We start from the raw sequence: 26,625 nt of genomic DNA on the forward strand, positions 1-26,625 counted from the left end.
CATGATCCCGAGCGGGAACTGCCCCTTGTCAGGGGCAGACAGAAGCACCCCCAGCGCGCGCCAGGATTTACCGTGCCCCCGGCGCGCACCGAAGGTGCGCTGGACTGCTGACCAGCGAAAACGCCGCCCTCAGATTCGGAGCGACCACAGCCACTTAGGAGTCCTTAGAGGTCTTCGTCCCGCCAACGTTGCTCTTCCCCGTCCAGCAGCGCCATGTCGACCTCCCGATGGCGTACGGACTCCACCCATGCTGCGACGAGCCCGCCAAACGCTGCGACGTTCGACAACCCAAACTGGTCGTCCGCAGCGAACAGCGCGAGCAGCTCATCGGCGGCCGGCCCGCCGCCGTCGCACTCGGGGCACAAGACCGCTTCGCGAAAGCCGTGGACGTCCTCGCCGCGGGCGTTCTTCCACGAGTGCGCGAACTGGGCCAGGAACAGCCCCGGCCCTCCACACGGCGGACAGTTCAGCGGATCCGCGAGCTGGAGAACAATCTCCTCTTCCTGATCGCTCACGCCACGCCCATCCAGATGTCCGGGCCGAAGGTCACCTTGATGTCGGAAGCGAGCGAGGCGGGGTCCACCAGGAAACCCAGCTCGTACAAGACGGTTTCCGCGGGCGTATGGACCCGCATCCGTACCGGGCTCTCGCCCTTGTGCGTGGTGAGGATGCGCTTCAACTTGGCGACCGTCGGCTCGTTGATCTTGTGGGCGGGGAACGACAGCATGACCGGTGGCCGGCCACCGCTCTCCGCCGAGGAGACATCAAGCACCTGAATCTCCTGCCCGAAGATACTGACCGCCCCGTCACGGTCGTTGAGGCGTCCCTGGACGGAGACGACGGAGTCGGGGATCAGGGCGTGCTGGACGAGGGTGTAGGTGGCCGGGAAGAACAGGATCTCCATCTCGCCGTCACGGTCCGCGAGGTTGATGATCGCCCAGGGGTTTCCCTGCTTGGTCATCCGGCGGTCCACACTGGTGATGAGGCCGGACAGCTGCACGACACCTTCTGTGCGGCCTGAGCCGAGGAGTTCGCTGATAGTGGTGTCCCGGTTGCGGGACAGGATGTGCTCGGTGCCGTCCAGCGGGTGCGCCGAGACGTAGAGGCCGAGCATCTCGCGCTCTGCGGACAGCAGTTGCTTGCGCGGCCACTCGCTGTCGTCGATGGGGAAGTCCAGGCCGAAGGCCGGCTCATCGCTGTCGCCACCGAGATCGCCGAACAGGTCGTCCTGCCCGATCGCGGCCTGCTTCTTCACCGGGATGATCGCGTCGATGGCGTCCTCGTGCACGGCCGACAGCCCCTTGCGGGTGTGCTGGAGAGAGTCGAAGGCGCCGGCCTTGATCAGTGATTCGACAGCCCGCTTGTTGAGGGCGCCGATGTCGGCCTTGTCGAGGAAGTCGGGGAAGGAGGTGTACTTGCCCTTGGACTTACGGGAAGCCACCAGGGACTCGATGACGCCTTCGCCGACGTTGCGTACGGAGCGGAGACCGAACCGTACGTCGTCGCCGATGGCGGTGAAGTCGGCGACGGACTCGTTGATATCCGGCTGGAGCACCTGGACACCCAGTTTCCGGGCGTCTGCCAGGTAGATCGCGGCCTTGTCCTTGTCGTCCCCCACGGAGGTGAGGAGCGCGGCCATGTACTCGGCCGGGTAATTCGCCTTCAAGTAGGCGGTCCAGTACGAGACGAGCCCGTATCCAGCAGTGTGGGACTTGTTGAACGCGTAGCCCGAGAACGGGAGCATGACGTCCCACAGAGCCTTGGTCGACTCCTCGGAATAGCCGTTCTTGTTCATCATGCCGTCGGAGAACTTGTCCCACTCCGCGGCCAGCACCTCGGGCTTCTTCTTACCCATCGCCCGCCGCAGCAGGTCGGCGCCACCCAGGGTGTACCCGGCGAGCTGCCGGGCGATGGCCATGATCTGCTCTTGGTAGATGAGCAGGTGGAAGGTGTTGCCGAGGATTCCTTCCAGGGCGTCCTTCAGCTCGGGGTGGATCGGCTCGATTGCCTGACGTCCGGTTTTGCGGTGCGCATAGTTGGTGTGCGCGTTGGCCGCCATGGGGCCCGGCCGGTACAGGGCGAGGGCGGCCGCGATGTCTTCGAACCGGGAGGGCTCCATGAGCTTCAGCAGGGTGCGCATGCCGCCGCCGTCGAGCTGGAACACACCGAAGGTGTCGCCGCGGGCCAGGAGTTGGAAGGTGGTGGTGTCGTCCAGCGGGATTGGCTGGGCGCCGTCCTGCGGGACCGTGTCGGTGGTGATGTTGATGCCGCGGTTTTCCCGGATGTTCTGGATCGCGTGGTCGATCACGCCCAGGTTCCGAAGCCCCAGGAAGTCCATCTTGACCAGCCCCATGTCCTCACAACTGGGGTAGTCAAAGCCGGTGATCTTGACGCCGTCCTTGGCGCGCATGTGAAGCGGAATACGGTCGGTGAGACGGGTCTTCGACAGGATGACCGCGGCCGCGTGAACGCCGGTGTTACGGATCAGGCCCTCGACGCCCTTGGCGCCATCAATGACCCGCTTGACGTCCGGCTCGTTCTCGTACAGTGCCCGGATCTCGCCGGCCTCCCCGTAACGGGGGTGGCTCTCGTCGAAGATCCCGCTGATCGGGATGGACTTGCCCATCACATCGCCGGGCAGAGCCTTCGTGATCCGCTCACCGTGCGAGAACGGGTAGCCCAAGAGCCGCGACGTGTCCTTGATCGCGTTCTTGGCCTTGAGCTTGCCGAAGGTGTTCACCATGGCGGTGTAGTCGTCGCCGTACTTGTCGACGACGTAGCGCACCATCCGGTCACGGTGACGGTCGTCGAAGTCGAGGTCGACATCCGGCGGGTTGATGCGCTCGGGGTTCAGGAACCGCTCGAAGAGGAGACCGTGCTCCAGCGGGCACAGCTCGGTGATCCTCGTGGCGTACGCGACGATCGAGCCGGTCGCCGATCCACGGCCCGGACCGACAGGGATCTTCTGGTCACGGGCGTACTGGCAGATGTCAGCGACGACGAGGAAGTAGCTGGAGAAGTTCATCGGGCCGATGACCTTCATCTCGGTCTCGAACCGCTCCAGAACCTCGGCCGGGATCGGGGCGCCGTAGCGCATAGCGAGGCCCTTGAGACACTCCTTGCGCAGCCAGGACTCCTGCGTCTCGCCCTCGGGAACACCGGGGAAGTTCGGCATCTCGTCGACGTTCTCGAAGACCGACTCGTACGACTCGATGCGCTCCGCGATCAGCAGAGTGTTGTCGCACGCCTCGGGGATCTCGGAGAAGAGCTCCCGCATCTGGGCGGCGGTCTTGAGGTAGTAATCGGTGCCGTTGAACTTGAACCGGCCCGGGGCGTCCTTGTTCTTGCCCACGCCGATGCACAGCAGGTTGTCGTGCGCGTCCGCGTGCTCTTCGAGGACGTAGTGCGCATCGTTGGTGGCCAGCAGCGGGATGGCGAGTTCCTTCGCCAGACGCAGCAGGTCCCCGCGGACGTTGCGCTCCAGGTCCAGGCCGTGGTCCATCAGCTCCAGGAAGTAGTTCTCCCTGCCGAGGATGTCCTGGTACTGGCCTGCGATCTCCCGGGCCTCGTCGTACTGGTTCAGTCGCAGCCTGGTCTGGATCGCGCCCGAAGGGCAGCCGGTCGTCCCGATGATCCCCTCGGCGTGCTCGGAGATCAGCTCCATGTCCATGCGCGGCTTGCCGGCCGGGAACTGACCCGTGTACGACGCTTCCGTCGACAGATAGAACAAGTTCTGCAGGCCCGTGACGTTCTGCGCCCACATCGTCATATGGGTGAAACGGCCACCGCCACTGACGTCCTTCGAGCCCTCACCGTCGTCCGACATCGCCCTGACGCCGCCGGGGCCCCAGAACTCCTGCTTGCGGTTCCGGCGCGAGGACGGGGCGACGTACGCCTCGATCCCGATGATCGGCTTTACACCCTGGAAGCCTTTGGCCACCTGCTGGAACTCGTACGCACCGAACATGTTGCCGTGATCGGACATCGCGATGGCGGGCATGCCCTGACGCTCGACCTCGGCGAACATTGGCTTGAGCCGCTGAGCCCCGTCCAGCATCGAGTATTCGGTGTGGTTGTGCAGGTGCACAAAGCTGTCGGCCACCGGGAAGGCACCTCCGAGGCTGTCCTGGGAAGCAGCCACCCTAGCGCTCGCACGTGCCCCAAACCGCCAGCTCAGAGGCCCGAGTTCGAGATCCACAGACGGGAGGAGCGATGACCTCAGAGAACTACACAAAGTTGTCCTCGAGTCCCCCGACGTCACAGCCACTCGGCCGCTGCCGATAGTCCGTTCCAACAACCAACCGCTGGAAGAGACCACCCGCAGGCTGCCCAGACACGCGCTGCAAGCGGCCGTGGCCCGCTCTCCGGATTCGTCAATGAAACTGGCCCTGTTCAAGCGATTGCGTTCTCGCCGGACTCCTCGGTGCTGGCGGTGGCAAGCGGGAATGAAGTTTTCCTCGTCGCCTGAATCCGGCGTTGTGCTCACGTCCTGGGGCGAGGGTAGGTAGTCACGCACAACCTTCAGGGGCTTTCGTGTGTCCAGTGGGGCGACTGAGTTTCAGGCTCCGTCACTGTCGTCACTCTGCGGTCCCCGCCGCCCCGCCAAGGAGTTCCGTTGCACAGAGCAGTCACGGCCGCGGCCGTGCTCGCCTCCCTCCTCGCCGTCACCCTCAGTCCGGCGACGGCTTCGGCAACTGCCCCTTACAAGGGGGCCAACACCGCCGCTGTCCAAGACGACTTCAACGGTGACGGCTACCGAGACCTGGTGGTGGGCGCGCCCTACGCTGCCAACGGCAGCGTGGAGGAAGCCGGCGCCGTCGTCGTCCTGTACGGGGCGGCGTCATCGGTGAGCACCACACGCCGGACGGTCATCACGCAAGCGACTTCCGGGATCCCCGGTGACCCCGAGGAATGGGACGCCTTCGGCACGACGGTCGCCAGCGCCGACCTGGACCGGGACGGATACGCGGATCTGCTCGTGGGCACCCCGGACGAGGCCGTCGGCGGCAAGAACTCCCGAGGCTCCGTGACCGTCGTGTGGGGCGGGGCCAGTGGGCTGCAGGGCGGGTCGAGCATTTCCCCGCCCGCCGGATACGGGGACGGCAGGACGTACTGCGGCTTCGGGATGTCCCTGGCCACGGGCGACATGGACGGCGACGGCGCCCCGGAGGTGGGTATCGGCTCGCGCTGCGAGGGTGCCTCCTACAGCGGGCCCTTCACCCGCACCGGCAAGGCCGCCTCCAACTACCGGGAATGGCGCGTCGGCGAGACGCGCGGCGTGGTGATGGGCGACGTCAACGGCGACGGCATGGCCGAGCGTTTCTGGCTGCCCGGGCCCACGGACGGCGACCTCCGCGGGCCGGTGCACGTCGACAACGGACCCCCCAACGAGGACGGCTCCGCCAACTGGCCCACCAAACTCCCGTACGCCGACGGCCACACCGGCCAGATCGGCGACATCAACGGCGACGGCTACGGTGACCTGGTCACCGGCATCGCGGACGACGACTCCCTCCTGAACGCGACCGGCGCCGCACACCGCGGCGGCGAAATCCAGGTCCTCTACGGCAGTGCACAAGGCATCACCACCGACCAGCGGCCAAAAGTCTTCCACCAGGACACGGCGGGCGTCCCTGGCACCGCAGAGAATGGCGACCAGTTCGGCCAGTCGCTCAGCGTCGGTGACGTCAACGCCGACGGATACGCCGACGTCCTCGTCGGCTCTCCCAGCGAGGCGGTCGGCACGCGCGTGTACGCCGGTACAGCCGTCCTGCTGCGCGGCTCCGCAACCGGCCTGACCACAGCCAAGGCGGTCGGATACACCCAGAACACGGCGGGCGTACCCGGCACCGCAGAGGACGGCGACCTGTTCGGCGCAGCCGTCCACCTCACTGACCTCAACAAGGACGGCAAGGCCGAGACAGTCGTCGGCGTGCCCAGGGAGAACAGCGACGGCTGCCTGTGGATCGCCCGCGGCTCGGCCTCCGGGCCCGTCCTGAGCGGGTCGGTCAACCTGTGCGGCAAGAGCGCCGGCATCACCGTCCGTAACACCAAGGGCTACTTCGGAGCCGCGCTGACGAGCCCTCACGTTTCTTCCTAGGGGCGGCGTACGGCCGGATGAAGGCGTGCGGTATCCCGTGGCCGTGCGCCTCCGGCCAGCGTGCCGTCAGGCCTCGCTGACCTCCGTCCGGGCTACCGTGGCCGGCATCGCGGCGGCCGTCGGCAGCCGGGGCATCAGGATTCCGTGTCGGAACCCCATCGCCGTGCGCACCGCCGCCCGCAGCCCCACGGTCGCGTCGCCGGCCCAATAGGCCGTCAGCCACCCGCACTGCTGGGTGAACCTGTTGCCCTTCGGTTCACCGCGCGGCGTGGCCGTGGTGCTCGATCTCGTGCAGATCGCGGCTGCTCATCGGCGCAGGGTCGGGCCAGGTCGTGCTGTCGTCACCGGCCGCTCGGGTGTCCTGGGTGCCGAAGACCTCCGCCAGGCGCCCGACACGGTCTTCGGCGTCACCGAGGGCCTTGATGAACGGGTCGTCGGCGGCCGCGAGTGCGGCGTCACGGACGAAGACCTGGGGGCTTGCCCACGACGTCGGCGGCCTTTTCGACACGCGCGTACTGCTCCGGGTCGAACCCGGACACCGGGGTACCGTTCTGGTCCATATGAGCGACGGTACCTGCGTGTCCGCCCTCGAGCCGAGGGCCCGCCATTCCCGGCTGCCGTCGCACCGTCACAGCCGTCCTCGCCGTGGATGTCCTTTGACAAGGAAGTTTGTCCAGAGCGGCGCCCTGACCTGGAGCGACTGAGTTGGATGTCAAACGGCCCGCCGTGCCCAGCTCGCCCATGGGGTTGTGCGGACGTGTTGTGAGGGCCTGTGCAGCGTCGAGGGGGTCCGTGACACCCTTTGGTAATGCTCTTGGGTGATCAGGCAAGCAGTGTCGAACTCTGCCCGTTGCGGTACCAGTTCTCCGCCGTCCGCGGCGACTCATACGATGACAACTGGCTGGTCATCGGTGGCTCGGTGACGACTCCGAAGGGCATCTGGGCTTTCACTGATCCTTGTCTGCTGATCGATGAAGCCCGCCAGGTGTCCGATTGGCTGCGCGCGGTGGCGGCGGGGACGATCGCGGTGACCGGACCTGATGCCGATGGCTCGCTGTCCCCGGACACGTGGTTCGTCGAGCCGGTCCTGGCCTTCAGCCTCGCCGACCGGAGCGAGGACGGTGCAGTGATTCGTGTGCACCTGTCCATGGAAGCGGCACCCCCATGGCAGCAGGGTGAAAACGGGGCAGACATCTACCAGTACTTCGTCGAGGCCCAGGTAGATATAGCCGCCCTGCTTCGCGCAGCTGACCAGTGGGATCTTGCTCTGGCTTCGTTCCCCACCCGCTGATCAGTATCAACTCAGCAGGAGACGATGGACTGGATGTGGTCTGCGGCTCCTCGATCGAAATTCGACGGGTTAGTCAGGCCGTAGGTCCTCGCGTGAGCCCAGCAACTTCGCCGGGTCTTCGAGGTGATACCAGTCCTGGGTGATCGCCCAGGACTGGTAGGTCCGGAAGATCCGGGCAAGGCCGTCCGGCTGTTCTCGTGTGGTGAAGAATTCCCCGAGCTGGTAGAGCGTAGTCACGGCTGCAACACCGGTCTGTGCGGAGAGCGGGTGGGTCCAGCCTCCGGGGGCGAGGTGGCGGACGAGAACGGGCCAGGTCAGGTCGTGTCCCGTGCCGAGTCGGACGACGAGCCATTCCTGGAATCCGGTGAGCATGCTCCACGAGCTTCCGGCGTCGAGGCCGAGGATGAAGGCCGTCGTCTAGGACGCTTCGCACTCGCCGGGGAACGGCGGCAGGGTGATGGGAAGCGGGCGGATGAGTGCCGGGTGGAACACGGTCACCCGCTTGACGTCCAGCGCGGAGTTCCCGGCATGAAGCTGCTCAGCCGACGACTTGTCGCTCGTAGAGTGGCTTGCCGAGCCAGACGGGGAGATTCATCGTGACCAGTAGCACTCATCAGGCAGCCGCGTCGGCAGCCGAGGCCCGCAACACGCCCGCTCGGATCAGCATCTGGGCGGCCATTCTGGGTGTCAGCCTGATCGTGGCCATCTTCGCGACGCCGATGTTCTGGCTGATGTACGGCAGCTGGTACACGTGTTCGTGTTCGGTCTTGTCGCCATCCCGGCCGGGCACCTCGGCCGACGTCGTGGCAAGCGCCTGGGCGGTCGCGACCGCGGCCTGGCCCTGCTCGGCATCGTGACCGGCTGGCTGCTGATCTTCTGTAGCTTGCTGCTGGTGTTGGTCTACGCCGGACTGTTGGCAGGACTCGCGTTCCTGGTCAACTCCGCGAGCTGAGCTACGCGGACCGAAGACCAATCCGGCGCTTCGTTAGTGCTGCCCCGCAGAAGTTCGTGGAGGGGGGTTCGGCGTGATCATCCGGTCTTGAGCGGGGTCCCGAAGGTCGTCGACGAGGCCGGGGTCTTCGAGGGTGACGAGGAAAGAAGAGGGCTGAGCGGCCGTGGCGGGCTGGAAGGGTTGATCAGCCGCTGACCGTGCGCAGAAAGTGATCGGCGTCTTCCGGCTCGCCCAGTCGGCCCACCTCCAGCCAGGAACCGTCGGCAAAGCAGAGCCGGAAGGTGGCGTACCCGCGCGGCTGGCCCGCCTCGCCCTCGATACGGGCCTGGTCGAGGGCGAACTCCGTGACGGTCCGGAAGTCGTCGGCCTTGGTCGGCGACAGTCGGCGGCGAGGGGAGGCGGCCACGCAGATGCGGTCACGGGCCAGCATGACCAGGCGCTTGGGGTTGGGCGAGTGGCCGTACCAGCGCAACAGCAGCTGGCCGGCCGTCAGGTTCCAGTCCCCGTCGAAGACGCCGTTGGTCGGATCCTGCCTGCGATCGCTCTCAGGGGCGTGGCCACGGCTGGAGCGCTGTGCGTCGGGTGGAGTCCGTGGCTGTCCGGTCTGACGGCCGCGGCTCCGTCCCGACAGCAGTTGGTCCAGCTTGCGGCCGAGTTTGTCGATCAGGATCATCGGCACGACCACGAAGAAGAACACCACGGCCCCGGCGTACCACAACCAGTGGTGGCGCGATTTCAGGCGTCCCTTGCCCGCGGCACGGTGAACGTCCTTGGGCGGTATGGGGATGGGCTTGTGGATCTCACACCAGACCAAGGCCACGGGTTCCTCGCCCAGGATCTTCCGCGCCCGCCGCTGCACCTTGCGCTTCGCCATGCCGAAGATCCTAGTGAAGCTCCGCAGACGTTCGTGGAGGGGTGTTGGGCAGGGCTTGGGGTCGCCGAGGTAGAAGCCGCAGGCGCAGTCCAGAGCGTCTTCGAGGGATCCGAAGGGCAGTCCGGTGGGCAGGAAGTTGTCGTCGCACTTGCCGCGGCTGGCGAGGTGGAGGGCGAAGCCCCAGGTGTGCAGGACGCCGGTGAAGCGCAGGCGGCACAGCGTCAGCGGTTCCTCTTCGTCCGGCAGTTCCCCGGCCACGTAGGCGAACCCGGCACGAAAGCGCACCTGGATCCCTACGAGCAACGCGCCGAGAGTGGTGCGCGGCTCTCGATGCGGGGCACAGTGTCGAGTGGATGCTCGGCGACGGGGGCCTGTATCCGATCGGGCAGGACTGGGGTACGAAGAAGGCGGACGCCTACCAGCTGGTGTTGCTGGGGACGCGGGCGTACTGCCCGGAGCGTGTGGACGCGGTGACGGATGAGTTGAAGGCGTCGGGCGAGTACTGACCCGCGACGTGGTGAGGCCCCGCTCCGGTTGTCCGGGCGGGGCCTTCGTTATGCGGTGGGCGCGTGTTCGGGTATCCCGCTGGTCTCGCACTCCATACACATGAAGCCAGCTGGCGGCGCGCCGTGGCAGGTCTTGCAGTCTGCGGGCGGCTGTAGCAGCTCCTCTATGCCTAGGTCGAAGACCGCTGCCAGCGCGACGAGATCGTCAACGTCGACGTGTCGTTCCCCGGTGTCGATCGCGCTCAGCCCGAGTACGGGGATCGTGCGGCCCACTCGTGCGAGGCGTTCCTCCATTTCTCTGTAAGACCATCGGCGCTGCTCTCTGAGGCGCCGGACATTGCGCCGCACGTTGTGCCCGGCGGGGCCGAGCGGGCTCCAGGCTGCCTCGCTCATGTGGCCGGCTCCTGACCTTCCTTCTCCAGCGTCGGCTCGCGGCGTGGGACGTACGTGGTGTCGGCCATGCGGCGAGCCTAGCCGGGCTATGCGACCGGCGGCCGCAGTTCGCCGAGGCGTAGCGGGTGGCCGAGGACGCTGAGGGCCAGGCGGCGGTGTGCGGCGTGGAGGGTGCGCACGTGGGCGCGGCGGGCGCCGAGCGGGGGGATGGTTTCCTCCGGCCGGCGGCGGGGGTGGCCGGGCTCCTTGGTGGGGATCCACAGGTACCCGGGGTCGGTGCCTTCCAGGCTGGCGGTGATGGCGGCGCGTTGGCGCAGCCACCGCCGCAAGGTGCGCACGGTGTCCTCGTCGAGCTCCTCGGGCCCGTCTTCGAGCATGAGGACGGGAGGCCGCTGCTGGAGGTGGAGGTTGCTGACGTCGAGCTCGGCGAGCTCGCTGACGGTGCGGCCGGTGGCGCCGACGAGGGCGGCGAGGGCGGCGGTGCGGATCCAGGTGGGTTCGTTGGCGGCCGCGGGGCGGCGTACGGCGAGGGTGCGGATGACCTGGGGGTCGATACATTGGAACGAAAACCGGCGTCTGTACGCTCCGTGACGATCTGCCACGCATAACAGGCGGCGCTGACAGCCGCGTTCCGGACGGCCTACCTCGCCCGCGGACCACGGGATGACGCTCTGGGCTAGAGCAGATAACCGTAACCGCCTTGAACGGTGAGGTCGACGAATCGTCGACCCGGTCTGGAGTGACAGTCACGTTCCGGACGGCCGAGCGACTGACCTGCCTTCAGCGCCCGGTGGGCCGGATCAGCGCCGAGGCGAGGGCCTGTCGGTCTAGAGACCTGCAGGGAATAGCTCGGGGAAAGGATGCTCCTCCATCCTTTGGTCAAGATAGGCGACCCCGGATGTCTTTCCAGTCCCCGGACTCCCACCTATCATCTGAAACGCTACTTGAGGATGTCGCCAGGCCCAAGTCATCCATCCGTCGGCAATGTCTCTGAGGCCATGAAGGACATCATAAAGACCGGGGTTCAGATCCGGCTCATTAAGAAGTTCAGCTACGCCTAGGCCCTCAGTCTTCAACCTCTCTTTAAATGCTTCATAGAGTGGACTTCGAGTATTTGATCCAGCTGGGCCAAGGGCCAGCCACCTTCGCAGCTCCCCTGCTCGATGAGATTCGGCTCCGCTGGCATTGCCCAACGCCCCCCCCGGAACTTCGCGAAGCGTTCCGGAGTCAAATAGGGGTACTGCAAGAGATCTACGTGGTCGGCCAGCTCGCCGAGTAGGCATGACGTTCGGCCCAGGTGTATTGCCGCCTGGGCATACCGGCCATCTTTCACATGCAGAGTTGCGGCGTGCAGATCATCCAGGACCTGCTGCAGATCGAGCTCCGATTTAATGTGCACACGCTTGAAGTGACTTTCATCGGCAATTTGTGGAGAGTGGCCATTCTCCGGGGTGACGCTGTAGCCCGCAGAAAATATCTTCTCCAGCCCCAAGTATTCCGCATACCGAACATCGGGTGATTCCATTGCCGCCTCCTGTCAGGGCGACCGCGTCACACCTCACGGTGGCTGATCCGGCTTTCCGCCCGTAGCACCGCCCAATCGCCAGTCGCGGCGACCCTCAGGTATCACTACTACTCTCCAGCCTGACCCCGGACAGGTCTGTCGTCAAACGCCTGGAAGTCCGTGCTCTCATGAAAACGGCCCTCTTCAACAGTTCTGGCTGAAAGCTTTTCTGAGGACTGGATTGGGACATCGTCACGGGTGCTGCGGCTCGCCACCACCATCCCCCCACCATGTCAGGTACGGCACCTTCGCCGCCCGCGATACCGAGTGGTGGGGCCGCGGAACGGCGTGCGCGTCGGACTCGAAGAAGTTCGGCTCCTGGTCCAGCAACTTCATGACCGAGTACCACGCCCGCTACGGCGGCAACGGCGTGATGATCTACTGGCACGTGGAGCGGAAGAACGTCTGCATCTACTCCCAGCTGAAGTCGTGTTCGTCGTCCGAGGTCGCGGCGATGATCGAGGGACTGCTGCGGCACTGCACGGACGCCGAGATCGAGGCGAACTACGTCGACACGCACGGCGCCTCCGTGGTCGGCTTCGCGTTCACCAAGCTGCTCAAGTTCCGGCTGCTGCCCCGCTTGAAGAACATCGGCAGCATCCGCCTGTACCGCCCGGATGACACCCCGCCGGGCTGGCCGGCACTCGGCGCCTCGCTGACGCGGCCGATCCGCTGGGAGCTGATCGAGCAGCAGTACGACCAGATGGTGAAGTACGCGACCGCGCTCCGCCTCGGGACGGCGGAGGCCGAGAAAGTGCTGCGGCGTTTCACCCGCGGAGGCCCCAAGCACCCCACCTATCAGGCACTTGAGGAACTCGGCCGCGCCGTGCGCACGATCTTCGCCTGCGACTACCTCGCCCACCCCGGCCTGCGCCGCGAGATCCACGGCGGGCTCCAGGTCGTGGAGAACTGGAACAGCGCGAACACGGTGCTCCACTACGGCAAGGTCGGCGCCCTGACCGGCCCGGACAAGGAGCACGCCGAGACGTCGATGCTCGCCCTGCACCTGCTCCAGTCCGCGCTCGTGCACGTCAACACCCTGCTGGTGCAGCAGGTCCTGGCCGAGCCAGCGTGGGCGAAGAAGCTCACCGGCGAGGACCGGCGCGGCCTGACCGCCCTGCTCTGGTCCAACGTCAACCCGTACGGAACGTTCCGCCTCGACATGGACAAGCGCCTCGACCTGGGGCTGCCCACTGCCGTGCCCCACCCCCGCACTACCCCCTCCGCTCGATCGACCGCGGAGCCACGATGAAGGACTTCGCCGACCGCACCGACCCCCGGATGAACGGGGCCGCGTGGCGCGCCCTCGACCTGACGCGCGCCTACGTCGCACGCGACCGCACCGCGATCGTCGAGCACCTCGCGGACCTGGAGGAGGACCAGCTGACGTTCGCCGGAGGCGTGCTCATCACGATGTACAACGACACCCGCGAGGTCCTGCGGAACACCGGGCGCCCGCACAATCCGGCGATCGTGGTGCGCGAGGTCGACGCGGTGGCCCGATTCGCGCCGACCGAACACGAGTTCGCCGTCACCACGGCCGCCCGGCGCAAGGTCTTCGGCCTCGCCACCGCAGACGTCCGTCTCGCTTGACCTCTTGCGCGTCAGTCCGGCAGCCAGTGCAGCTCGTGCGCCAGGGTTTTGGCGACGGCACGGATGCGGCGGTGTAGTGGCGACTGCTCGCGTGGGAGGACCAGGTGGATCGTCAGGCTGGGCGCGCCCCGCAGCGGTCGCCAGGTGAGACCGGCCGGTGATGCCGTGACCGCGGCTTCTCCGGCCGGGGCGAGGGTGACCCTGTCGCGCAGGTCGCGCTGAGACATGTCGAAAGAGACTGCGGGCGTGTGGAATCGGGGGTGTGGTCGGGTGTCTCGGAACAGTGCGGACAGCTGATCGTGGATCACGGGGTTGGCCGCACGGTCCGGGAGCCGCAGCGAATACGCGGCCGCGTCGGCGATCTCGATCTCCGGGTGTTCGGCCAGCGGATGGTGCTGCGCCAGCTGGACCCCGATGCGCTCACGCCGCAGCAGGAACCGGCGCACGCCACGGCCCGGCTGTTCACCGCGGGTGATCCCGGCATCGATGCGGCCGTCGGCGACCGCGGGGGAGATCTCCGGTGTCGCCATCGGGACCGCGCCGACCTCGAGTCCGCTGTTGCCGCGAATCAGCCTGTCCACCAGGGCCGGTGCCGTCTCGGCCCCGGCGCTGAGGCTGTATCCGATGCGCAGCGTGCCCAGTTCACCGGCCGCCGCGCTCCGGGCGGTGTCCCATGCCCGGTCCAGCGCCGCCAGCGCGGGCGGCGCGGACTCCGCCAAAGCCGCACCGGCCGTGGTCAATACGACGCTACGCGTGTTGCGGACCAGCAGGGCCGTACCGAGTTCCGCCTCCAATCGGCGCATCCGGGCGCTGAGTGCGGGCTGTGCGATACCGATCCGTGCGGCCGCGCGGGTGAAGTTCAACTCCTGCGCCAGCACCAGGAAGTACCGCAGGCTCACCGTATCCGGCGCCACGTGCCCTCCCTGCCGATTGATAACGATCCGTTCTGAGCCTATCCCGTACCGGTCTTTCCCTCGACCGCACATCAAGCCCTAACCTGCGCATATGACGATTCAACTGACCGCAGTACTGGACATCGCACTCACGCACACCGCCGATTTCGAGTCCGCCCTCACGGCTCTCGCGAAGGTCGCGGCCACCGAGCCCGGTGTGCTCGACTATGGATTCTGGCGCGACCCGACCCACCCGGGCCCTCCCCGATGTCGTAGCCTTCGTCGGCGACCTCCCGCTGTGGCTGGCCACCGACTCCCACGCGCTCCTCGAAACCACCTCCGTCCTCACCCAGATCCCGATGCTCCGCACCTAGCGAGGTCGGCGGCAGTTCTTAGCAGGAGCTCCCAGGTCACCCGGAGTGTTACGGTCTCGTCTCTGGACGGAGGTCGTCATGCATAAGTTGGTGGTCCTGTATTCCAAGCCCGCCGACCCTGACCACTTCCGCGACTACTACGTGACCAACCACCTTCCACTGGTCATGAATTGGCCCGGCCTGCTTGCGTGGCGCTACAGCTTCGACGTGGCGGCGACCAAGGGAGAAGCGCCGTATTTCGCGGTCTTCGAAGGCGACTTCGCTGACGCCGCCGCCATGGCCGCGGCGCGGGAGTCGCCGCAAGGCCAGCGGGTGGCCGCCGATGTCGCCAACTACGCCACCGGCGGTGCGGTCATCATCCACTATCCGGTGCAGGACGGCACCGGCTGAGGCAGGACGGTACGCTCCGGGACGCGTTCGGTCGGCCGTTGCGGCCAGGTCCGGCTATCGGCGGAACGCCGTTCGCGGTTGCCGGTTCGTTGAGCGTCAAAGGTGGGCCGATGTCCTGGCCGGATGTCACGGTGGTTGATGCGTGCGTGCGGCGCGACGGCCGGGGCGGCAGCCCCACGGCCGTCACCGACGACGACCCGGCGGCGACGGACGCGGACCGGCGTGCGGTCGCTGCTGCGGCCGGCACCTCGCACGCGGCGTTCCTCGGCCCGGGGCGGACGCCGGACGGTGGCTGGCCGGTCCGGTTCTTCACCGCCACCGCCGAACTGTCCGGCTGCGGCCACGGCACCGTTGCCGCGCAGGCCGTCCGGTTGACCCGCACCGCGCTGGGCGAGCTGAACGACCGCCAACACACCGGCGGGCGCACGTTCGACACCGTCGCGATCCGCCGCCCCGCCGGCATCGAGGTGTGGTTCGACCAGGGCCTCGTCGCGCTGCGTCACCCGGCACCGGACGAGCGCGCCGCGATCGTCGCCGCGCTCGGGCTCACCGCGGACGACCCGCATCCGACCGACGCGCCACGGATCGCCGCGCCCGGCGCACCACGCATGCTGGTACCGGTCCACGACCGGTCGGCGCTGCTCCGAGTCCACCCACACCTCGGCAGGCTGACAGCGGCGTGCCAGCGGTACGGGCTCCTCGGCTGTTTCGTGTACGCACCGCCGGTGGGCGACCGACCGGGGGCGGCGCGGATGTTCGCGCCGGTGATCGGTGTCGACGAGGACGTCGCCAACGCCAACAGCACCGGCTGCCTGGCCGCCCACCTGCTCGACACGACAGGGGCACAGACGGTCGCGATCGAGGTGGAGCAGGGTGACAGCCTCGGTCGACCGGCCAGCGTGCTCGCTTCGGCCCGACGCGGGCCGGCAGGCATCACGACCCGGGTCGGCGGGTTAGCGGTGGTCCGCGACGGACACTGAGGCGACAACTAGACCGTCCTCTTCTCGTGTCTGGGCTAGGACTTCGGGGCCTTGCAGGTCCGACCACGAATCACGACGCCGCGTTGCGCCAACTGGGTGACTCCTGCTCCATCGAACGGGTGGCGACGTCCAACGATGTCCGGGCAGCGGGGGTAGTGCCGCAATTACCGGGAGGCACCGGATGTTTTCCGAGCGGTTTTCGGTCGGCCTGGATGGCCACGCCCGCTCCACCACGGCCGGGGCGCGGGACTACGAGACGGCGAAGTGTTCGAGCGCCTCGTCTGGCTTCGTGCTGGCCCGGGCCCCGGACGAGATCGGCGTCCGGCGTGTGGTGGTGGCTCCGTCGAAGATGGAGCGGCCGTCCGGGGACCGGGTCAAGACCGACAAGCGCGATGCCCGGCGGCTGGCGAAACTCCGCACTTGGACGAACTGCCCGCGGTGTGGTGTCGGCCGTCGAGCAGGAGGCCGCCCGGGAAGACCCGGCCCCACGACGATGTGCGGGCCGATCTGATGCGGTCCCGCCACCGTTTGTCCAAACACTGATGGGACCGCATCGTCGCCGCTTGGGTGGTCGGCGACTACCAGGGCCTGGACGACGCGTGGGAGGACACGATCGTCGACCTCGGTTCGCAGTGGGGTCAGTACGAGTACTGCACTGCTTCACCGCATAGCAGCCCTGCGGCAGGAGATGGTCTGGCGGATGCGGGCGGTCCCATTCTGGCCTTCCTGAGCGCCACTGACCAGCACACATACGGCTGCGGTCCCGAACGCGGCGGGTGTTCGGGACCGCAGTCGTTCCAACGGAGCCGTCCTTGAGGGCGACCAGTTCCTTGGAGCCGTCGGCGCGGACCCCGATGAGGACCAGGACGCAGGCCTACCGCGAGTCGGGGGAGTCCTGGGCCGACCTGCTGCGCGACTGCGCCCGCCGGGGCATGCGCGCCCCGGTGCTCGTGTGGGCCGACGGCATCCACCTCAACGTCCGCCTGGAGGAAGCCAAAGCGCCAGATTGCGCCCGGGGATTCTGGTGGGGTTCAGCGGCGTGACACCGGATCCGCCGTACGGCCCGGGCTCAAGCAAGGGAACGGTGACCGGCGACGCGCCATCCGCCAGCGGAGGCACGCCATGGCCACTGCCTGCTGATCTCGACTGGAGACGGAGACACCGGCCTGCTCACGCCAGAGTGTCGGGGTCGATTCCCTGGGCCCGGGCCAGAGCGAACAGAACCCGCTCGATGCCATCCAACCGTTGCGTGATCGTGCGCTCGCCCGGAGCGCCGACGGCGTTGGCGAGTGAGTCGATGTTCCCGAACGCCGTGGCCTGCTGCTCGCGGATCTCTCCGAGCTGCTCACCATGCTCGGCCAGGGTGCGCCCCGTACGGAACGCCGACGCCTCCAGGTCCCGGAGCCGTTCATCGTGCGTCTTCGTCTCTCCCACCATGCCCCCATCCTGGCAGATGCCGACCAGAGCGGATGACGGTCGCCCGCCAGCCCAGCCGTGGCCGTGGCCCGTGGGCACCATCACACCGGTTGTCATCGTCATCCCAGCCGCAAAGGGACTGGGATTCCCCTATCAGGGGTTCGGCCGGTCGCCCGGCTTACAGGTTCCTGCTTCACCGACCGGCCAATGCCGTGCTGAGCTGGGGCTCTTTGTCCCTGACAGCGTCAGCGACATGCCGTTTCAGCCCCGGACCGCCGTATCGACGCGGTGTTCGCGACGCCGGGCGGCGAGGTCCTCGGCTGCGGCATCCCCACTGACCTCCCGGAGGCAGACCTCAGGGCCGCCGGCGACCATCTGCCGGTGCCGGCGGCCCTGCGGGTCCCGGCCGCGGGATAGCGGCCTACGGGCGCTGCTTCACCCGGTCGACGATCCCCCAGTCCACTACGTGCGACAGCTGGATGTACTTCTTCTTCCCGGAAGCCGAGGTCCGCTCGTCGCGGAAGCCCAGGAATTCATACGACGCCGGGTCGAAGATCAGGTACGTGCCTTCGTAGGACCCGCGCTCGGTATAGGCGATCCCCACCCCGGTCCGCCCGGCGGAGTCCTTCACTCCCGGGATCGTCTTGACGCCGGGCACAAGGGCCAGCGCCTCGTACGCCGCGGGGCGCAGTCCCTGGGGCAGCACCGGGTTCTTCAGGAGCTCGCCGAGCAGGAAGTAGGCCTGGAACCGATCGAACTTGGCGAGATCGCTGATCGACCGGTCGTCGGACCTGCCGAGGGAGATGATGGCCGAGATGAGCTTCTCCGGGTCTTGGGGCAGCTTCTTCAGCTCGCTCCACTTCCGGGGTGGCCACACCCCGCCGCCCTTCCCCGCGGGCTCCTCCCACATCTCGCGGCCCAGTTCCATGGTCAAGGAGCGCTTGGAGACGTCCACCGAGTCCCACATCTCGTCGGTGTAGGTCTTGACCTTGCCGGTCTTCTGCTCCGTCTCCTTGATGATCCGCTTCGAGTAGATGAACTGGTCGTCGCGCGGCGCCACCGGCTCCTTCTCCTGCTCGCGCTCCCACGCCGCCGCCCCGTTCAGCACCGTCGCGGCGGCGTTCTCCATCCGCGGGGTGCTCGTGCCCGGTGCGCCGCCCTCGCCAGAGCCGTCCGTGCCGATCAGCACCGCCGTCCCCGTAACCGCCGTGGCGACCACCGCGGCCGCCGCGAGGCGCAGTGCATGGCGGCGACTGGGGCCGGTGCCGGTGCGCTGGTCCGCGTGGGCCATCGCGTTGAGCAGCTGGTGCCGGGCCTGGTCCCGGGCCGGACCGGTGAGCGGGGCCGCGTCCGCGTCCCACTCCCTCAAGAGTTCGAGTTCGTCATTCATGGTCGGATACCTCTCGCAGTGCCGTCGGATCGGATCCGCCCAATGCTTCGCGCAGCTTGCTGCGAGCCCGGTGCAGCCGTGATCTGACCGTGCCCACGGGGATACCGAGGGCCTGGGCCGCCTCCTCGTAGCCGAGACCACCCCAGGCCACCAGCAGCAGCACGTCCCGGTGCCGAGCGGGCAGCGCGGCCAGCGCCGCCGCCAGCTCGCGGCGTACGGCCCGCGCCACCACCCGGTCCGCGGCCCGGTCGGCCAGCGGCTCGTCGTGGTCGGCGAGGGCCGGGACCCGGGCCATGGCCTTGAACCGGCGGGCCTCAGCCCGCCGGTGCCGGCCGACCAGGTTGGTCGCTATGCCGAACAGCCAGGGCCGGGCGTCGGCGCCCGCGCCGCGGGCCGGGTCGTAGCGATGCCGCTGCTGGAACGCGGTGGTGAAGGTCTCCGCCATGAGGTCATCGGCGACCTCGCCGCCGAGGCGGCGGGCCGCATAGCGGTGCACGGCGTCGGCGTGCCGGTCGAAGAGCGCGGCGAACGCCTCGGGCTCATCCCGGGACCGCGCGATCACTGAGGCGTCGCTCTCCGCATCGGCACGCGCGGTGCCGATGCCGACGCCTGGTCCGACGGTCATCGGGGCTCCTCTCGTCCAAGGGACGATGCTCGAATACTTGGGCTTTCACCTGTCCTTCGCCCATCGCGCCGAAGCGGTTCCCTCAGACCCCCTCGGCGACTGCCCCGCCTCCCGGCAGTTCGTCGTCCTCGTCCCCGCCGGGCCGCATCCGCGCCACCAGCGTGGCGAAGCCGCCCAGGAAGCCGCCGATGCCGACCAGCCCGGCCCAGTCGCGGTCGACGTCCTTCTCCAGGCCGTCGAGGCTCTTCTCCAGGTTGTCGAGGCCCTTTTCCGGATCGGGGTCCTCGATCTCCCGGGCCGGCCAGCCATCGGCCGGGCCGTCCGCCTCCGCGCGTGGCGGATCGGCCGGCTCCTCGCCGTACGAAGCCACGATCTGCGCCCAGATCGCTTCCTCGTCGAGCGGGTCCCGGCTCTCCTCCCGGTCGGGGTTACGATCCGTCACGTCGCCGCAGTTCCCTTCCGGTCCGCATCTTCGGGGGCTGCGCCCTTGCCCGGCGCCAGCCTGCTGATCAAAGCGTACGAGTCCGCGAAGATCCGCTCCGCGTCGTGGTCGAGGGTGGCCACGTGATAGCTGCGGTCCAGCAGCACCTCGGTGACGTCCACCGACGAGACCCGGCTCGGCACCCGGGCGGAGTCCACCGGCGGTACGACATGGCCGGTGCGGCTGTGGAGCAGCAGCAGCGGCTGCGTGACCTGCGGCAACTCGCTGTCGACGACGTCGAAGAACTGCCGCAGCGAGTGGGCGGCGTGCAACGGCACCCGGACGTAGCCGACCTCGTCGGGGCCGTCCTTGACGATGCCGGGGGCGGTACGGACCAGGTAGCGCGACCGGGAGCGCTTGGCGGCGAGGCCGTGCACCATGTTGCCGGGGCTGACGAGCAGGACGCCGCTGACCGCGTCCTCGTGCTTGGCGGCCAGCCGCAGGGCCAGCGCCCCGCCCGTCGAGAGGCCGGCGACGAAGACCTGCTCGCAGCGCTCGCAGCTCGTGGCCGACGGTGGCGTACCAACCCGCTGGAGCGGCTGAACCGGGAGATCAAACGGCGGGCCGACGTGGTCCAGGTCTTTGCCAACCCCGCCGCCCTGGACCGGCTCGCGGCCGCGGTTCTGGCCGAACTTCACGACGAATGGCAGGTCTTCGACCGCCGCTACCTATCGGAAGCCTCCATGGCCGAGCTCTTCACCACCAAGCCAACCGCACCCGAACCGCAGATCACTCCACAACCGGAACCGAACCAGCTGCCGTGACTACACCACCCCGCGGACACTGTTGGCGAATTCGGCGGTGTCTATGCGGGGCGCAGGCGGCTGAAGCGGGAGGTGCGGGTGTCGGCGAGTGGGGTCCCAGTCAGCCAGGCATCGGTTCGTATGAGGTTGAGAGCAGCAGCGGTGAGCATGTGTTGAAGGCGGGTCTTGTTCAAGCCGATGTAGCGGCTTCTGCGCAGGCCGCAGCGGCGTAACCCTTGAGCGATGGTGCCCTCGACGCCGGCGCGGGTGGTGTAGTGCCGCTGCCACTGGTCGGTTTGCTGTAAATGGCGCCTGGCGCGGATCGCGTCGTTTTCCTCGCGTGGGGCCAGGGCAAGTTTGCGTGGCTCGGTTGTCGAGCGGGTGCACTTCGACCGTACTGGGCAGACGGTGCAGTCGTGGCGATCGAAGAACACGTTGGTCTGCCAGTAGCCGGGCCGCTGCTGCTGGTGGGGTTTCCAGCGGACACTACGGTGTTCTTGGGGGCAGACAGCTGTGTGGGCGTCCCAGTCGATGAGGAAGCGTCGATGGCGAAGCCTTCGTCGGCCTTGCCCTGCCAGGTGATGTCTTCACGGATCGGTCCGGTCAGTTCGACGCCGTGGCTGCTGACGCTGGTGGCCAGCAGTTTGGCGTTGACGTAGCCGCGGTCGACGAAATGCTCGTCGGCCAGCAGCCCGGCCTGGTCGAGAGCAACGTGGATCGTCTCGGTCATCTCGACGTCGGTGACGGTGGCCTCGGTGGTGACGACGTGCGTGATCAGGTGTGGGTAGTTGGCGTCGCAGGTCTCAGTCAGGTGGACCTTGTAGCCGCTCCATTCGGTGGCGTTCTTGATGCAGTAGCGCGCCTCGCCGTCGAAGGGGGAGGCGATGCGGTCGCGGGAGGGCGGCATGTCCTTCGGGCCGCGCATCCGCACCCGGTCCTCAGCGATGGTGAACTCCTGGATCCAGCACAGGCGCAGGGCCTCAACAGCCGGAATCTGCCGCAGCCATGACGGGGCACCGGGAGCGAATACCGCTGTCAGCAGCCGTATTCCATCCTCACCGGTCTGCTCCATGTACTGCGTGCGCGGGCCTTCCCCGCGCGGCAGCCGGTAGTCCTCGATGCACCGCTGGTAGCGGTCGAACCAGTCGGCCGGCGCCGCCTGCAGCAGCCAGTCGGGAGCCGCGGCGGCCAGTGCGTTCAGGGCGGCGCGCAGGTGTTCCGCGGTGTTTTCCAGCCGGTCCAGCCGGCGCACCGCGGCCAGGACGTGTGTGGAATCGGTGCGCTGGCCGCCGGGCCGCGCCAGCAGCCCGGCCTCCCGTAGCCGGTCCAGGATCAAATCCAGCAGACGCCGCGGCGCCCGGTCGGCCATCAGACGGTCCCGGAACTCGCTCAGCACGGAATGGTCGAACCCGGGATCGGTTAGGTCCAGCCCCAGAAGAAGCTTCCAGTCGATGCGCCCGCGCACGGCGGCGGCCGCCTGGCGGTCCGACAGGCCCTCCACGAACTGCAGAACCGACACCATCGCCAACTGATGTGGCGACCAGGCGGGTTGACCACGCCGGGGGAACAGATCCACGAATTCTTCGTCGGCGAAGAGCGGCCCGATCACTTCCCGGATCCGCATGCACAGACAGCCCTTCGGGAACGCCAGCCGGGCCACCTCGGCTGTCTGAACCGGAACCTCGCCTGGAACGCGTGGATGCAGCGACACTCCGATCACCTCACGCTCGTGTCCCCGCACACCGAACGACGCCATCATCCCGCGGTCGGCAGATCACCAGCAGACGTCCGCCCGAATTCGCCAACGGTGTCCCCCGCGGGACATGACCCTTCTTCACCAGTGCCATGCCCGCCGCCCGGGTACGGCGGGCATGGCAGGGACCATCCACGCGGGCGCGGGGAGCACGGTGGTCATCGGGTTTCTCCTGTCGTTGGGTCGGGACCATCCCCGCGGGCGCGGGGAGCACTCTGGTCCGCTGACGACGACCGCTCGCCGGACGGGACCATCCACGCGGGCGCGGGGAGCACAGGACCGCGATCCTCGCCAGGTCCGCCTTCGGAGGACCATCCCCGCGGGCGCGGGGAGCACCTGATCCGCCGCTACTTCGCCGCCCGGGACGAGGGACCATCCCCGCGGGCGCGGGGAGCACCATCCGGCATGAGGAACGCCGCGTTCCCCCGGGGGACCATCCCCGCGGGCGCGGGGAGCACACGAGAGGCGCCGGATGTCCGTCGTGAGTGACGGGACCATCCCCGCGGGCGCGGGGAGCACACGCACGCCAGGCTCGTCGAGATCCGCGCTGAGGGACCATCCCCGCGGGCGCGGGGAGCACTCGCCCTCGCTGTCGTCAAGCCAGATCTCGACGGGACCATCCCCGCGGGCGCGGGGAGCACCGGTGCTCGGGGTTGAGGGCGTCGTTGCGGATGGGACCATCCCCGCGGGCGCGGGGAGCACGCGGCCGCGGAGTCTCCTCTGTGCCAGCCTCCGGGACCATCCCCGCGGGCGCGGGGAGCACGCGAGGTGGATGTATGGGTCGTCGCCGCTGATGGGACCATCCCCGCGGGCGCGGGGAGCACCTGGTGCGTCCGTCAACGGACTGCCCGGAGCCGGGACCATCCCCGCGGGCGCGGGGAGCACGTTGTAGCGGACGTCGCGGCTCTGGAAGATCAGGGACCATCCCCGCGGGCGCGGGGAGCACACTGCGCGACCTGCTGCTTTATGAGCGCAGAAGCAGATTTTCCATGACTTTCGAAGGATCAGGCATGAGTTGCAATTCGGGCATATCGCTAACTCTTTCCGAACCTGCGGCGCTTGGATGCTCGGCTCCAACCGGGTTGTGGTGCGTTCGTCTTCGGCAAATTGGTGATCTTCGGGCGCCGAATGAGCGTCAAGCCCTCATGCTCGACGGGGTGCCAGGAATGGTCATGGGTGCGAAATGTGAAACCCTGTTCATTGTTGGTGGTGTAAGCGAGCAGAACCCGTCCTTGGTCGGCGTACTGCCGGATCTCGTCCCAAAGCACGTCTCGAACGCGGTTGGACGGATTTCCGATGAAGACGCCGGCGGAAATCTCTAAAAGCCACCGGGTGAGGAACCCTCGCAGTCCAGGCGGGCAGTTAGTGAGGACGATCACGGTCACCAGAGCGTCGCCGTGTTCACGATTCCATCTCCGCAACTGTTCGTGTTTCCGCCTTCGTTGGCGTAGTTGTGGCCTGCAGGAACCTGCAGGCCACGATCGCTCTGGAGCGTGACACGGTCTGGGGCTTCGGCCTCGAGCTTCGCTGTGTCCGGCAGAAGGAGGCGTTTGATGTCATCGACGCAGCGATCGAGTAGGTCAAAGGGCTGGTGTGACCGACTCTCGGTTTGCTCGCGCTGGTCGTGGGCGGTTGTCTGGAGTGTAGATCGTTAGTCAGCGGTCGGCTTGTCGGTTCTTGAGGTACGTCTCGTCATCCCAGCCAGGTGCCTGGAGACGGGCTCAGGCGGCGGGGTTCGGGGCGGCGTCATGTCAGCCCCTCGCAGAAGGGCGGATTCGCACCTGGGACCATAAGCGGATGTCCGAGGAACCGAACCCGATGCCTAACCTGTGGCCGCTCGTGCCGTCTGGGGCCACCAACTGGCTGCTGGAGCTGTGTGGCGACGGTCTAACCGGGTTCATGCCTCCGGCGATGCCTGACGCGGTGTGGGTGCTCAACGCCATGTACGAGCACGAGCAGGGGCCACACGAAGTGTCGTACGACGAGTACCACCAGGCACGTCTTGCCGACGGGAGCACCCAGCCCCACATTGTCGGGGGCATCGACCTCGACGCCGTGAGCATCGCCACGGGGGGAGGTCTGGGCCGTGGCCAGCACCCCGGCCCTGGCTGGCGGCGGCTGCGCTGGACCGAGCTTGCCCGGCGGACCGGCGACCCGATAGTGCCTGACGGCCTGATGCCCTCCTACCGCTGCTTTCCCTCGGCCAAGAAGGAGGGCAGCTGGCCACTGGGCATGATCCCGCCGACCGAGGGGAGCCTGGACCGTGAGACCTGGAACCGGCTGATCGCCATCCTCACCCAGTACAGCCCTGCGGGTCCCGACACCCTCTGCCTGGCCTACTACAACCCGCTGACGCTCGGAGCCATCGACTTCGACAACCTCCACGTGCGTGAGGGTCGGCTCGGCGACTCCGAGATCCTGTACGACCAGTCCGAAGCAGACTTCAGTCCGTCCAACTTCTGGGCCGACGACCGCTCGTGGGTCCTTTGCACCGATTACGACCTGTGGGCCACCAAGGTCGCCGGTTCACCAGCCCTCATCAACGCATTGCTGAGCGACTCTGAAATCGAGGCGGTTCCTCTGCCCTGGGCACACTGATGACGAGCCGCCTTGTCTCCTTTCCCAGCCCTGGAGCGCGAGCGCATTCCAGTTCCTGCCCGCTGGGGCCGGATGGCCCTCTACGATCCGGTGCATGCTGGATCCCGAGCTGCTGGAACGGATCACCGCGCGGCGCGCGGAACTGGACGAACTCGAAGAACAGCTGGCCAAACAGCTCGCGGAAGTGCGGGCCGAGCGGGACGAACTCGCCGTCGCCGAACGCGTCCTTGAACGAATGACCGGGCAGCTCGCCGAGGAACGCGCCTAAGCCCGGCCGATGCCTGGGCAGGTGGCCGGACGGGCGGTGATGCTGATCCCGCACCGCAAACCGGGAGTGGAGGAGGACTCGCTCCCGTGGGACTACCAGCACATCATCGCCGCCGTGCGGCAGGCCGCCGGACCGGTCATGACCCGCGAGGTCGGCGAGGTAGTGTGTTGCCCCATTTGCCAGATTCGATGCAACTGCAGAAAAGCGCGCCTCCGACACGGAAGAATCGCAGGTGACGCAGCCTGCTCCCCGCGCGTGCGGGGATGGTCCCATGGTGTCCCCCCAAGGACGCTCTGGTACTGACTGCTCCCCGCGCGTGCGGGGATGGTCCCGAGGCGGCACGGATCGCGCCGGGCGCGGTGTCCTGCTCCCCGCGCGTGCGGGGATGGTCCACGTGCGACACCCCTCCTGAGAGAAGAGATCAACTGCTCCCCGCGCGTGCGGGGATGGTCCCCCGCGCGTGCGGGGATGGTCCCCAGGGCCCCAACGGCCGGGACGTCTGGTACCTCTGCTCCCCGCGCGTGCGGGGATGGTCCCCACAGAGTTCCGGCCTGCGCGGTGTTCGACTCCTGCTCCCCGCGCGTGCGGGGATGGTCCCCACAGAGTTCCGGCCTGCGCGGTGTTCGACTCCTGCTCCCCGCGCGTGCGGGGATGGTCCCGGCCGCCACGACTCCGACACGGTCACCCACGCCTGCTCCCCGCGCGTGCGGGGATGGTCCCAAGGTCTACGAGGCCGGAGGCCAGTACGACAACTGCTCCCCGCGCGTGCAGGGATGGTCCCTGCACCCGGTCACGGACGATGACGCGCTCGGAGTGCTCCCCGCGCGTGCGGGGATCATCCCGTGTGCCGCTGGGCCGAACTACCTGACCTGCGCTGCTCCCTGCGTCAGCGGCCCACTGCTGCCGGCTCCTACTGCGCGCGGGGGATGGTCTGAAGCCCCCCGACTCCGGCTCTCCGCTGTCACGGACCACTGTTGGATTGGAGGAGGTCCGGGACCTCACCGCCCCGCAGTGGCTAGCGGTGGTTTGTTGACGGCGGGTCTGTGTGGGAGTAGGCCGTTAGGTGAAGGCGTCAACTACGGCCTGGGGAGCCCGAGATGACGAGGCGGCTGCCGTGTCCACCCGCACCAGGTCCGCTGGAAGCGTACGCCGTCCGCTTCGATGATCTCTTCGGGACGCTGGCCCAACGGCGGGGGTTTCGCGAGTACCTGGCCGGGCTGCTGCTGCCCCGGGACCGCAACAAGACGCTGACTTGCCTGGCCGGCGCCGAACCGGTGGCCGGTGCCCAGCATGCGGCAGTGCAGCGGCTGCAGTTCTTCCTGTCCGAGTCGACCTGGAGCCAGGAAGCGGTCAACGCCCTCCGCCTGGAACTGCTGCTGGCCGACCCGGCCACCGCCCCGCACCCGGGCGGGGTACTGGTGGTCGATGACTCCGGCGACCG

Annotated in this window: 28 protein-coding genes, 5 pseudogenes and 2 CRISPR repeat arrays; of the genes and pseudogenes, 16 read left to right on the forward strand and 17 right to left on the reverse strand. The window is 67.8% G+C overall.

Annotated elements, in window-relative coordinates:
* Positions 1 to 164 precede the first annotated feature (164 nt).
* Together ACZ4RZ_RS48850 and dnaE are read right to left on the reverse strand one after the other, a co-directional pair.
* Entirely contained in the window at positions 165 to 515 is a 351-nt protein-coding gene (locus ACZ4RZ_RS48850; RefSeq protein WP_467754114.1) for a DUF6300 family protein, read from the reverse strand.
* Complete coding sequence (gene dnaE / locus ACZ4RZ_RS48855) at positions 512 to 4,102, reverse strand: DNA polymerase III subunit alpha (protein ID WP_467754115.1); 3,591 nt, start codon at positions 4,100 to 4,102, stop codon at positions 512 to 514. The genes ACZ4RZ_RS48850 and dnaE overlap by 4 nt, the downstream gene beginning before the upstream one ends.
* A 513-nt stretch (positions 4,103 to 4,615) precedes the next feature.
* On the opposite strand from dnaE, the gene ACZ4RZ_RS48860 reads away from it, so the two are divergent.
* Positions 4,616 to 6,100 carry a hypothetical protein gene (locus ACZ4RZ_RS48860; RefSeq protein WP_467754116.1) on the forward strand — a complete coding sequence of 495 codons (1,485 nt, stop codon included), beginning with the start codon at positions 4,616 to 4,618 and terminating at the stop codon, positions 6,098 to 6,100.
* Positions 6,101 to 6,356: 256 nt separating this feature from the next.
* Here ACZ4RZ_RS48860 and ACZ4RZ_RS48865 read toward each other — a convergent pair whose 3' ends face one another.
* Positions 6,357 to 6,608, reverse strand: coding sequence for a hypothetical protein (locus ACZ4RZ_RS48865; protein ID WP_467754118.1), 252 nt, complete (start codon positions 6,606 to 6,608; stop codon positions 6,357 to 6,359).
* A gap of 300 nt (positions 6,609 to 6,908) precedes the next feature.
* On the opposite strand from ACZ4RZ_RS48865, the gene ACZ4RZ_RS48870 reads away from it, so the two are divergent.
* Positions 6,909 to 7,391 carry a WapI family immunity protein gene (locus tag ACZ4RZ_RS48870; RefSeq protein WP_467754119.1) on the forward strand — a complete coding sequence of 161 codons (483 nt, stop codon included), beginning with the start codon at positions 6,909 to 6,911 and terminating at the stop codon, positions 7,389 to 7,391.
* A gap of 69 nt (positions 7,392 to 7,460) precedes the next feature.
* On the opposite strand, the gene ACZ4RZ_RS48875 is transcribed toward ACZ4RZ_RS48870, so the two are convergent.
* Together ACZ4RZ_RS48875 and ACZ4RZ_RS48880 are read right to left on the reverse strand one after the other, a co-directional pair.
* Positions 7,461 to 7,763, reverse strand: a complete 303-nt coding sequence (locus ACZ4RZ_RS48875) for a hypothetical protein (protein WP_467754120.1) — start codon at positions 7,761 to 7,763, stop codon at positions 7,461 to 7,463.
* A 241-nt stretch (positions 7,764 to 8,004) separates the two neighbouring features.
* On the reverse strand, positions 8,005 to 8,142 hold the full coding sequence (locus ACZ4RZ_RS48880; protein WP_467754121.1) for a hypothetical protein: 138 nt from the start codon (positions 8,140 to 8,142) through the stop codon (positions 8,005 to 8,007).
* Here ACZ4RZ_RS48880 and ACZ4RZ_RS48885 point away from each other — a divergent pair, their 5' ends adjacent.
* Complete coding sequence (locus ACZ4RZ_RS48885) at positions 8,143 to 8,343, forward strand: DUF4190 domain-containing protein (RefSeq protein ID WP_467754122.1); 201 nt, start codon at positions 8,143 to 8,145, stop codon at positions 8,341 to 8,343. It abuts the gene before it with no gap.
* Positions 8,344 to 8,527: 184 nt separating this feature from the next.
* Here ACZ4RZ_RS48885 and ACZ4RZ_RS48890 read toward each other — a convergent pair whose 3' ends face one another.
* A complete protein-coding gene (locus ACZ4RZ_RS48890) occupies positions 8,528 to 9,217 on the reverse strand; it encodes a hypothetical protein (protein WP_467754144.1) in 690 nt (229 codons plus the stop codon).
* Between the two features lie 353 nt (positions 9,218 to 9,570).
* Here ACZ4RZ_RS48890 and ACZ4RZ_RS48895 point away from each other — a divergent pair, with 353 nt between their 5' ends.
* Complete coding sequence (locus ACZ4RZ_RS48895) at positions 9,571 to 9,723, forward strand: hypothetical protein (protein WP_467754123.1); 153 nt, start codon at positions 9,571 to 9,573, stop codon at positions 9,721 to 9,723.
* 48 nt (positions 9,724 to 9,771) lie between these two features.
* Here the strand turns inward: ACZ4RZ_RS48895 and ACZ4RZ_RS48900 are convergent, their stop codons facing one another.
* From ACZ4RZ_RS48900 to ACZ4RZ_RS48910, 3 genes are all read right to left on the reverse strand, one after another.
* Positions 9,772 to 10,116: a hypothetical protein gene (locus tag ACZ4RZ_RS48900; RefSeq protein ID WP_467754125.1), complete on the reverse strand. Its 345-nt coding sequence runs from the start codon at positions 10,114 to 10,116 to the stop codon at positions 9,772 to 9,774.
* A gap of 86 nt (positions 10,117 to 10,202) precedes the next feature.
* The gene (locus ACZ4RZ_RS48905; RefSeq protein ID WP_467754126.1) at positions 10,203 to 10,718 is read right to left on the reverse strand and encodes a hypothetical protein; all 516 of its coding nucleotides are present in this window, start codon (positions 10,716 to 10,718) and stop codon (positions 10,203 to 10,205) included.
* Positions 10,719 to 11,188: 470 nt separating this feature from the next.
* Positions 11,189 to 11,641, reverse strand: a complete 453-nt coding sequence (locus ACZ4RZ_RS48910) for a hypothetical protein (RefSeq protein WP_467754128.1) — start codon at positions 11,639 to 11,641, stop codon at positions 11,189 to 11,191.
* Between the two features lie 286 nt (positions 11,642 to 11,927).
* Between ACZ4RZ_RS48910 and ACZ4RZ_RS48915 the strand changes: the two are divergent.
* Both ACZ4RZ_RS48915 and ACZ4RZ_RS48920 read left to right on the forward strand, forming a co-directional pair.
* Positions 11,928 to 12,932 (forward strand): annotated as a pseudogene (locus ACZ4RZ_RS48915) (Tn3 family transposase); the annotation flags it as partial.
* A complete protein-coding gene (locus tag ACZ4RZ_RS48920; RefSeq protein ID WP_467754129.1) occupies positions 12,929 to 13,273 on the forward strand; it encodes a hypothetical protein in 345 nt (114 codons plus the stop codon). The pseudogene ACZ4RZ_RS48915 and the gene ACZ4RZ_RS48920, both read left to right, overlap by 4 nt.
* A gap of 11 nt (positions 13,274 to 13,284) precedes the next feature.
* Here ACZ4RZ_RS48920 and ACZ4RZ_RS48925 read toward each other — a convergent pair whose 3' ends face one another.
* Positions 13,285 to 14,187 carry a LysR family transcriptional regulator gene (locus ACZ4RZ_RS48925; RefSeq protein ID WP_467754130.1) on the reverse strand — a complete coding sequence of 301 codons (903 nt, stop codon included), beginning with the start codon at positions 14,185 to 14,187 and terminating at the stop codon, positions 13,285 to 13,287.
* A 206-nt stretch (positions 14,188 to 14,393) separates the two neighbouring features.
* On the opposite strand from ACZ4RZ_RS48925, the gene ACZ4RZ_RS48930 reads away from it, so the two are divergent.
* From ACZ4RZ_RS48930 to ACZ4RZ_RS48950, 5 genes and pseudogenes are all read left to right on the forward strand, one after another.
* The gene (locus ACZ4RZ_RS48930; protein WP_327286445.1) at positions 14,394 to 14,540 is read left to right on the forward strand and encodes a hypothetical protein; all 147 of its coding nucleotides are present in this window, start codon (positions 14,394 to 14,396) and stop codon (positions 14,538 to 14,540) included.
* 78 nt (positions 14,541 to 14,618) lie between these two features.
* Positions 14,619 to 14,930 carry an EthD family reductase gene (locus ACZ4RZ_RS48935; protein ID WP_467754131.1) on the forward strand — a complete coding sequence of 104 codons (312 nt, stop codon included), beginning with the start codon at positions 14,619 to 14,621 and terminating at the stop codon, positions 14,928 to 14,930.
* A 110-nt stretch (positions 14,931 to 15,040) separates the two neighbouring features.
* The gene (locus ACZ4RZ_RS48940) at positions 15,041 to 15,910 is read left to right on the forward strand and encodes a PhzF family phenazine biosynthesis protein (protein WP_467754132.1); all 870 of its coding nucleotides are present in this window, start codon (positions 15,041 to 15,043) and stop codon (positions 15,908 to 15,910) included.
* Between the two features lie 543 nt (positions 15,911 to 16,453).
* Positions 16,454 to 16,567, forward strand: a pseudogene (locus tag ACZ4RZ_RS48945) (transcriptional regulator); the annotation flags it as partial.
* A 197-nt stretch (positions 16,568 to 16,764) separates the two neighbouring features.
* Positions 16,765 to 16,953, forward strand: a complete 189-nt coding sequence (locus ACZ4RZ_RS48950) for a hypothetical protein (protein ID WP_467754146.1) — start codon at positions 16,765 to 16,767, stop codon at positions 16,951 to 16,953.
* Between the two features lie 127 nt (positions 16,954 to 17,080).
* Here the strand turns inward: ACZ4RZ_RS48950 and ACZ4RZ_RS48955 are convergent, their stop codons facing one another.
* A complete protein-coding gene (locus ACZ4RZ_RS48955; protein WP_467754133.1) occupies positions 17,081 to 17,347 on the reverse strand; it encodes a hypothetical protein in 267 nt (88 codons plus the stop codon).
* Between the two features lie 246 nt (positions 17,348 to 17,593).
* Here ACZ4RZ_RS48955 and ACZ4RZ_RS48960 point away from each other — a divergent pair.
* Positions 17,594 to 17,743, forward strand: a pseudogene (locus ACZ4RZ_RS48960) (endonuclease/exonuclease/phosphatase family protein); the annotation flags it as partial.
* 4 nt (positions 17,744 to 17,747) lie between these two features.
* Here the strand turns inward: ACZ4RZ_RS48960 and ACZ4RZ_RS48965 are convergent.
* From ACZ4RZ_RS48965 to ACZ4RZ_RS48980, 4 genes are all read right to left on the reverse strand, one after another.
* Entirely contained in the window at positions 17,748 to 18,716 is a 969-nt protein-coding gene (locus ACZ4RZ_RS48965; protein WP_467754134.1) for a CU044_5270 family protein, read from the reverse strand.
* Positions 18,709 to 19,341 carry an RNA polymerase sigma factor gene (locus ACZ4RZ_RS48970; RefSeq protein WP_467754136.1) on the reverse strand — a complete coding sequence of 211 codons (633 nt, stop codon included), beginning with the start codon at positions 19,339 to 19,341 and terminating at the stop codon, positions 18,709 to 18,711. The genes ACZ4RZ_RS48965 and ACZ4RZ_RS48970 overlap by 8 nt, the downstream gene beginning before the upstream one ends.
* A gap of 82 nt (positions 19,342 to 19,423) precedes the next feature.
* A complete protein-coding gene (locus tag ACZ4RZ_RS48975; protein WP_467754138.1) occupies positions 19,424 to 19,783 on the reverse strand; it encodes a hypothetical protein in 360 nt (119 codons plus the stop codon).
* On the reverse strand, positions 19,780 to 20,400 hold the full coding sequence (locus tag ACZ4RZ_RS48980) for an alpha/beta hydrolase (RefSeq protein ID WP_467754145.1): 621 nt from the start codon (positions 20,398 to 20,400) through the stop codon (positions 19,780 to 19,782). The genes ACZ4RZ_RS48975 and ACZ4RZ_RS48980 overlap by 4 nt, the downstream gene beginning before the upstream one ends.
* Here ACZ4RZ_RS48980 and ACZ4RZ_RS48985 point away from each other — a divergent pair.
* Positions 20,338 to 20,586: pseudogene (locus ACZ4RZ_RS48985) on the forward strand (transposase); the annotation flags it as partial. The gene ACZ4RZ_RS48980 and the pseudogene ACZ4RZ_RS48985 overlap by 63 nt on opposite strands.
* Before the next feature lie 41 nt (positions 20,587 to 20,627).
* Here ACZ4RZ_RS48985 and ACZ4RZ_RS48990 read toward each other — a convergent pair.
* Both ACZ4RZ_RS48990 and cas2e read right to left on the reverse strand, forming a co-directional pair.
* Positions 20,628 to 22,276, reverse strand: a pseudogene (locus tag ACZ4RZ_RS48990) (IS1182 family transposase).
* A 166-nt stretch (positions 22,277 to 22,442) separates the two neighbouring features.
* Positions 22,443 to 23,264: a CRISPR direct-repeat array (repeat unit 29 nt; unit sequence GGGACCATCCCCGCGGGCGCGGGGAGCAC).
* 88 nt (positions 23,265 to 23,352) lie between these two features.
* Complete coding sequence (gene cas2e / locus ACZ4RZ_RS48995) at positions 23,353 to 23,703, reverse strand: type I-E CRISPR-associated endoribonuclease Cas2e (protein WP_467754139.1); 351 nt, start codon at positions 23,701 to 23,703, stop codon at positions 23,353 to 23,355.
* Positions 23,704 to 24,115: 412 nt separating this feature from the next.
* Between cas2e and ACZ4RZ_RS49000 the strand changes: the two genes are divergently transcribed.
* The 3 genes from ACZ4RZ_RS49000 to ACZ4RZ_RS49010 form a co-directional block, all read left to right on the forward strand.
* Entirely contained in the window at positions 24,116 to 24,916 is an 801-nt protein-coding gene (locus ACZ4RZ_RS49000) for a hypothetical protein (RefSeq protein WP_467754141.1), read from the forward strand.
* 94 nt (positions 24,917 to 25,010) lie between these two features.
* Positions 25,011 to 25,184 (forward strand): hypothetical protein, encoded by a 174-nt coding sequence (locus ACZ4RZ_RS49005; protein ID WP_467754142.1) that lies wholly within the window; start codon positions 25,011 to 25,013, stop codon positions 25,182 to 25,184.
* 242 nt (positions 25,185 to 25,426) lie between these two features.
* A CRISPR array of direct repeats spans positions 25,427 to 26,025; the repeat unit is 28 nt; unit sequence CTGCTCCCCGCGCGTGCGGGGATGGTCC.
* A 256-nt stretch (positions 26,026 to 26,281) separates the two neighbouring features.
* A partial coding sequence (locus tag ACZ4RZ_RS49010; RefSeq protein ID WP_467754143.1) for a transposase occupies positions 26,282 to 26,625 on the forward strand: 344 nt, incomplete at its 3' end.

It is taken from the genome of Streptomyces sp. NPDC027189, assembly GCF_055566975.1.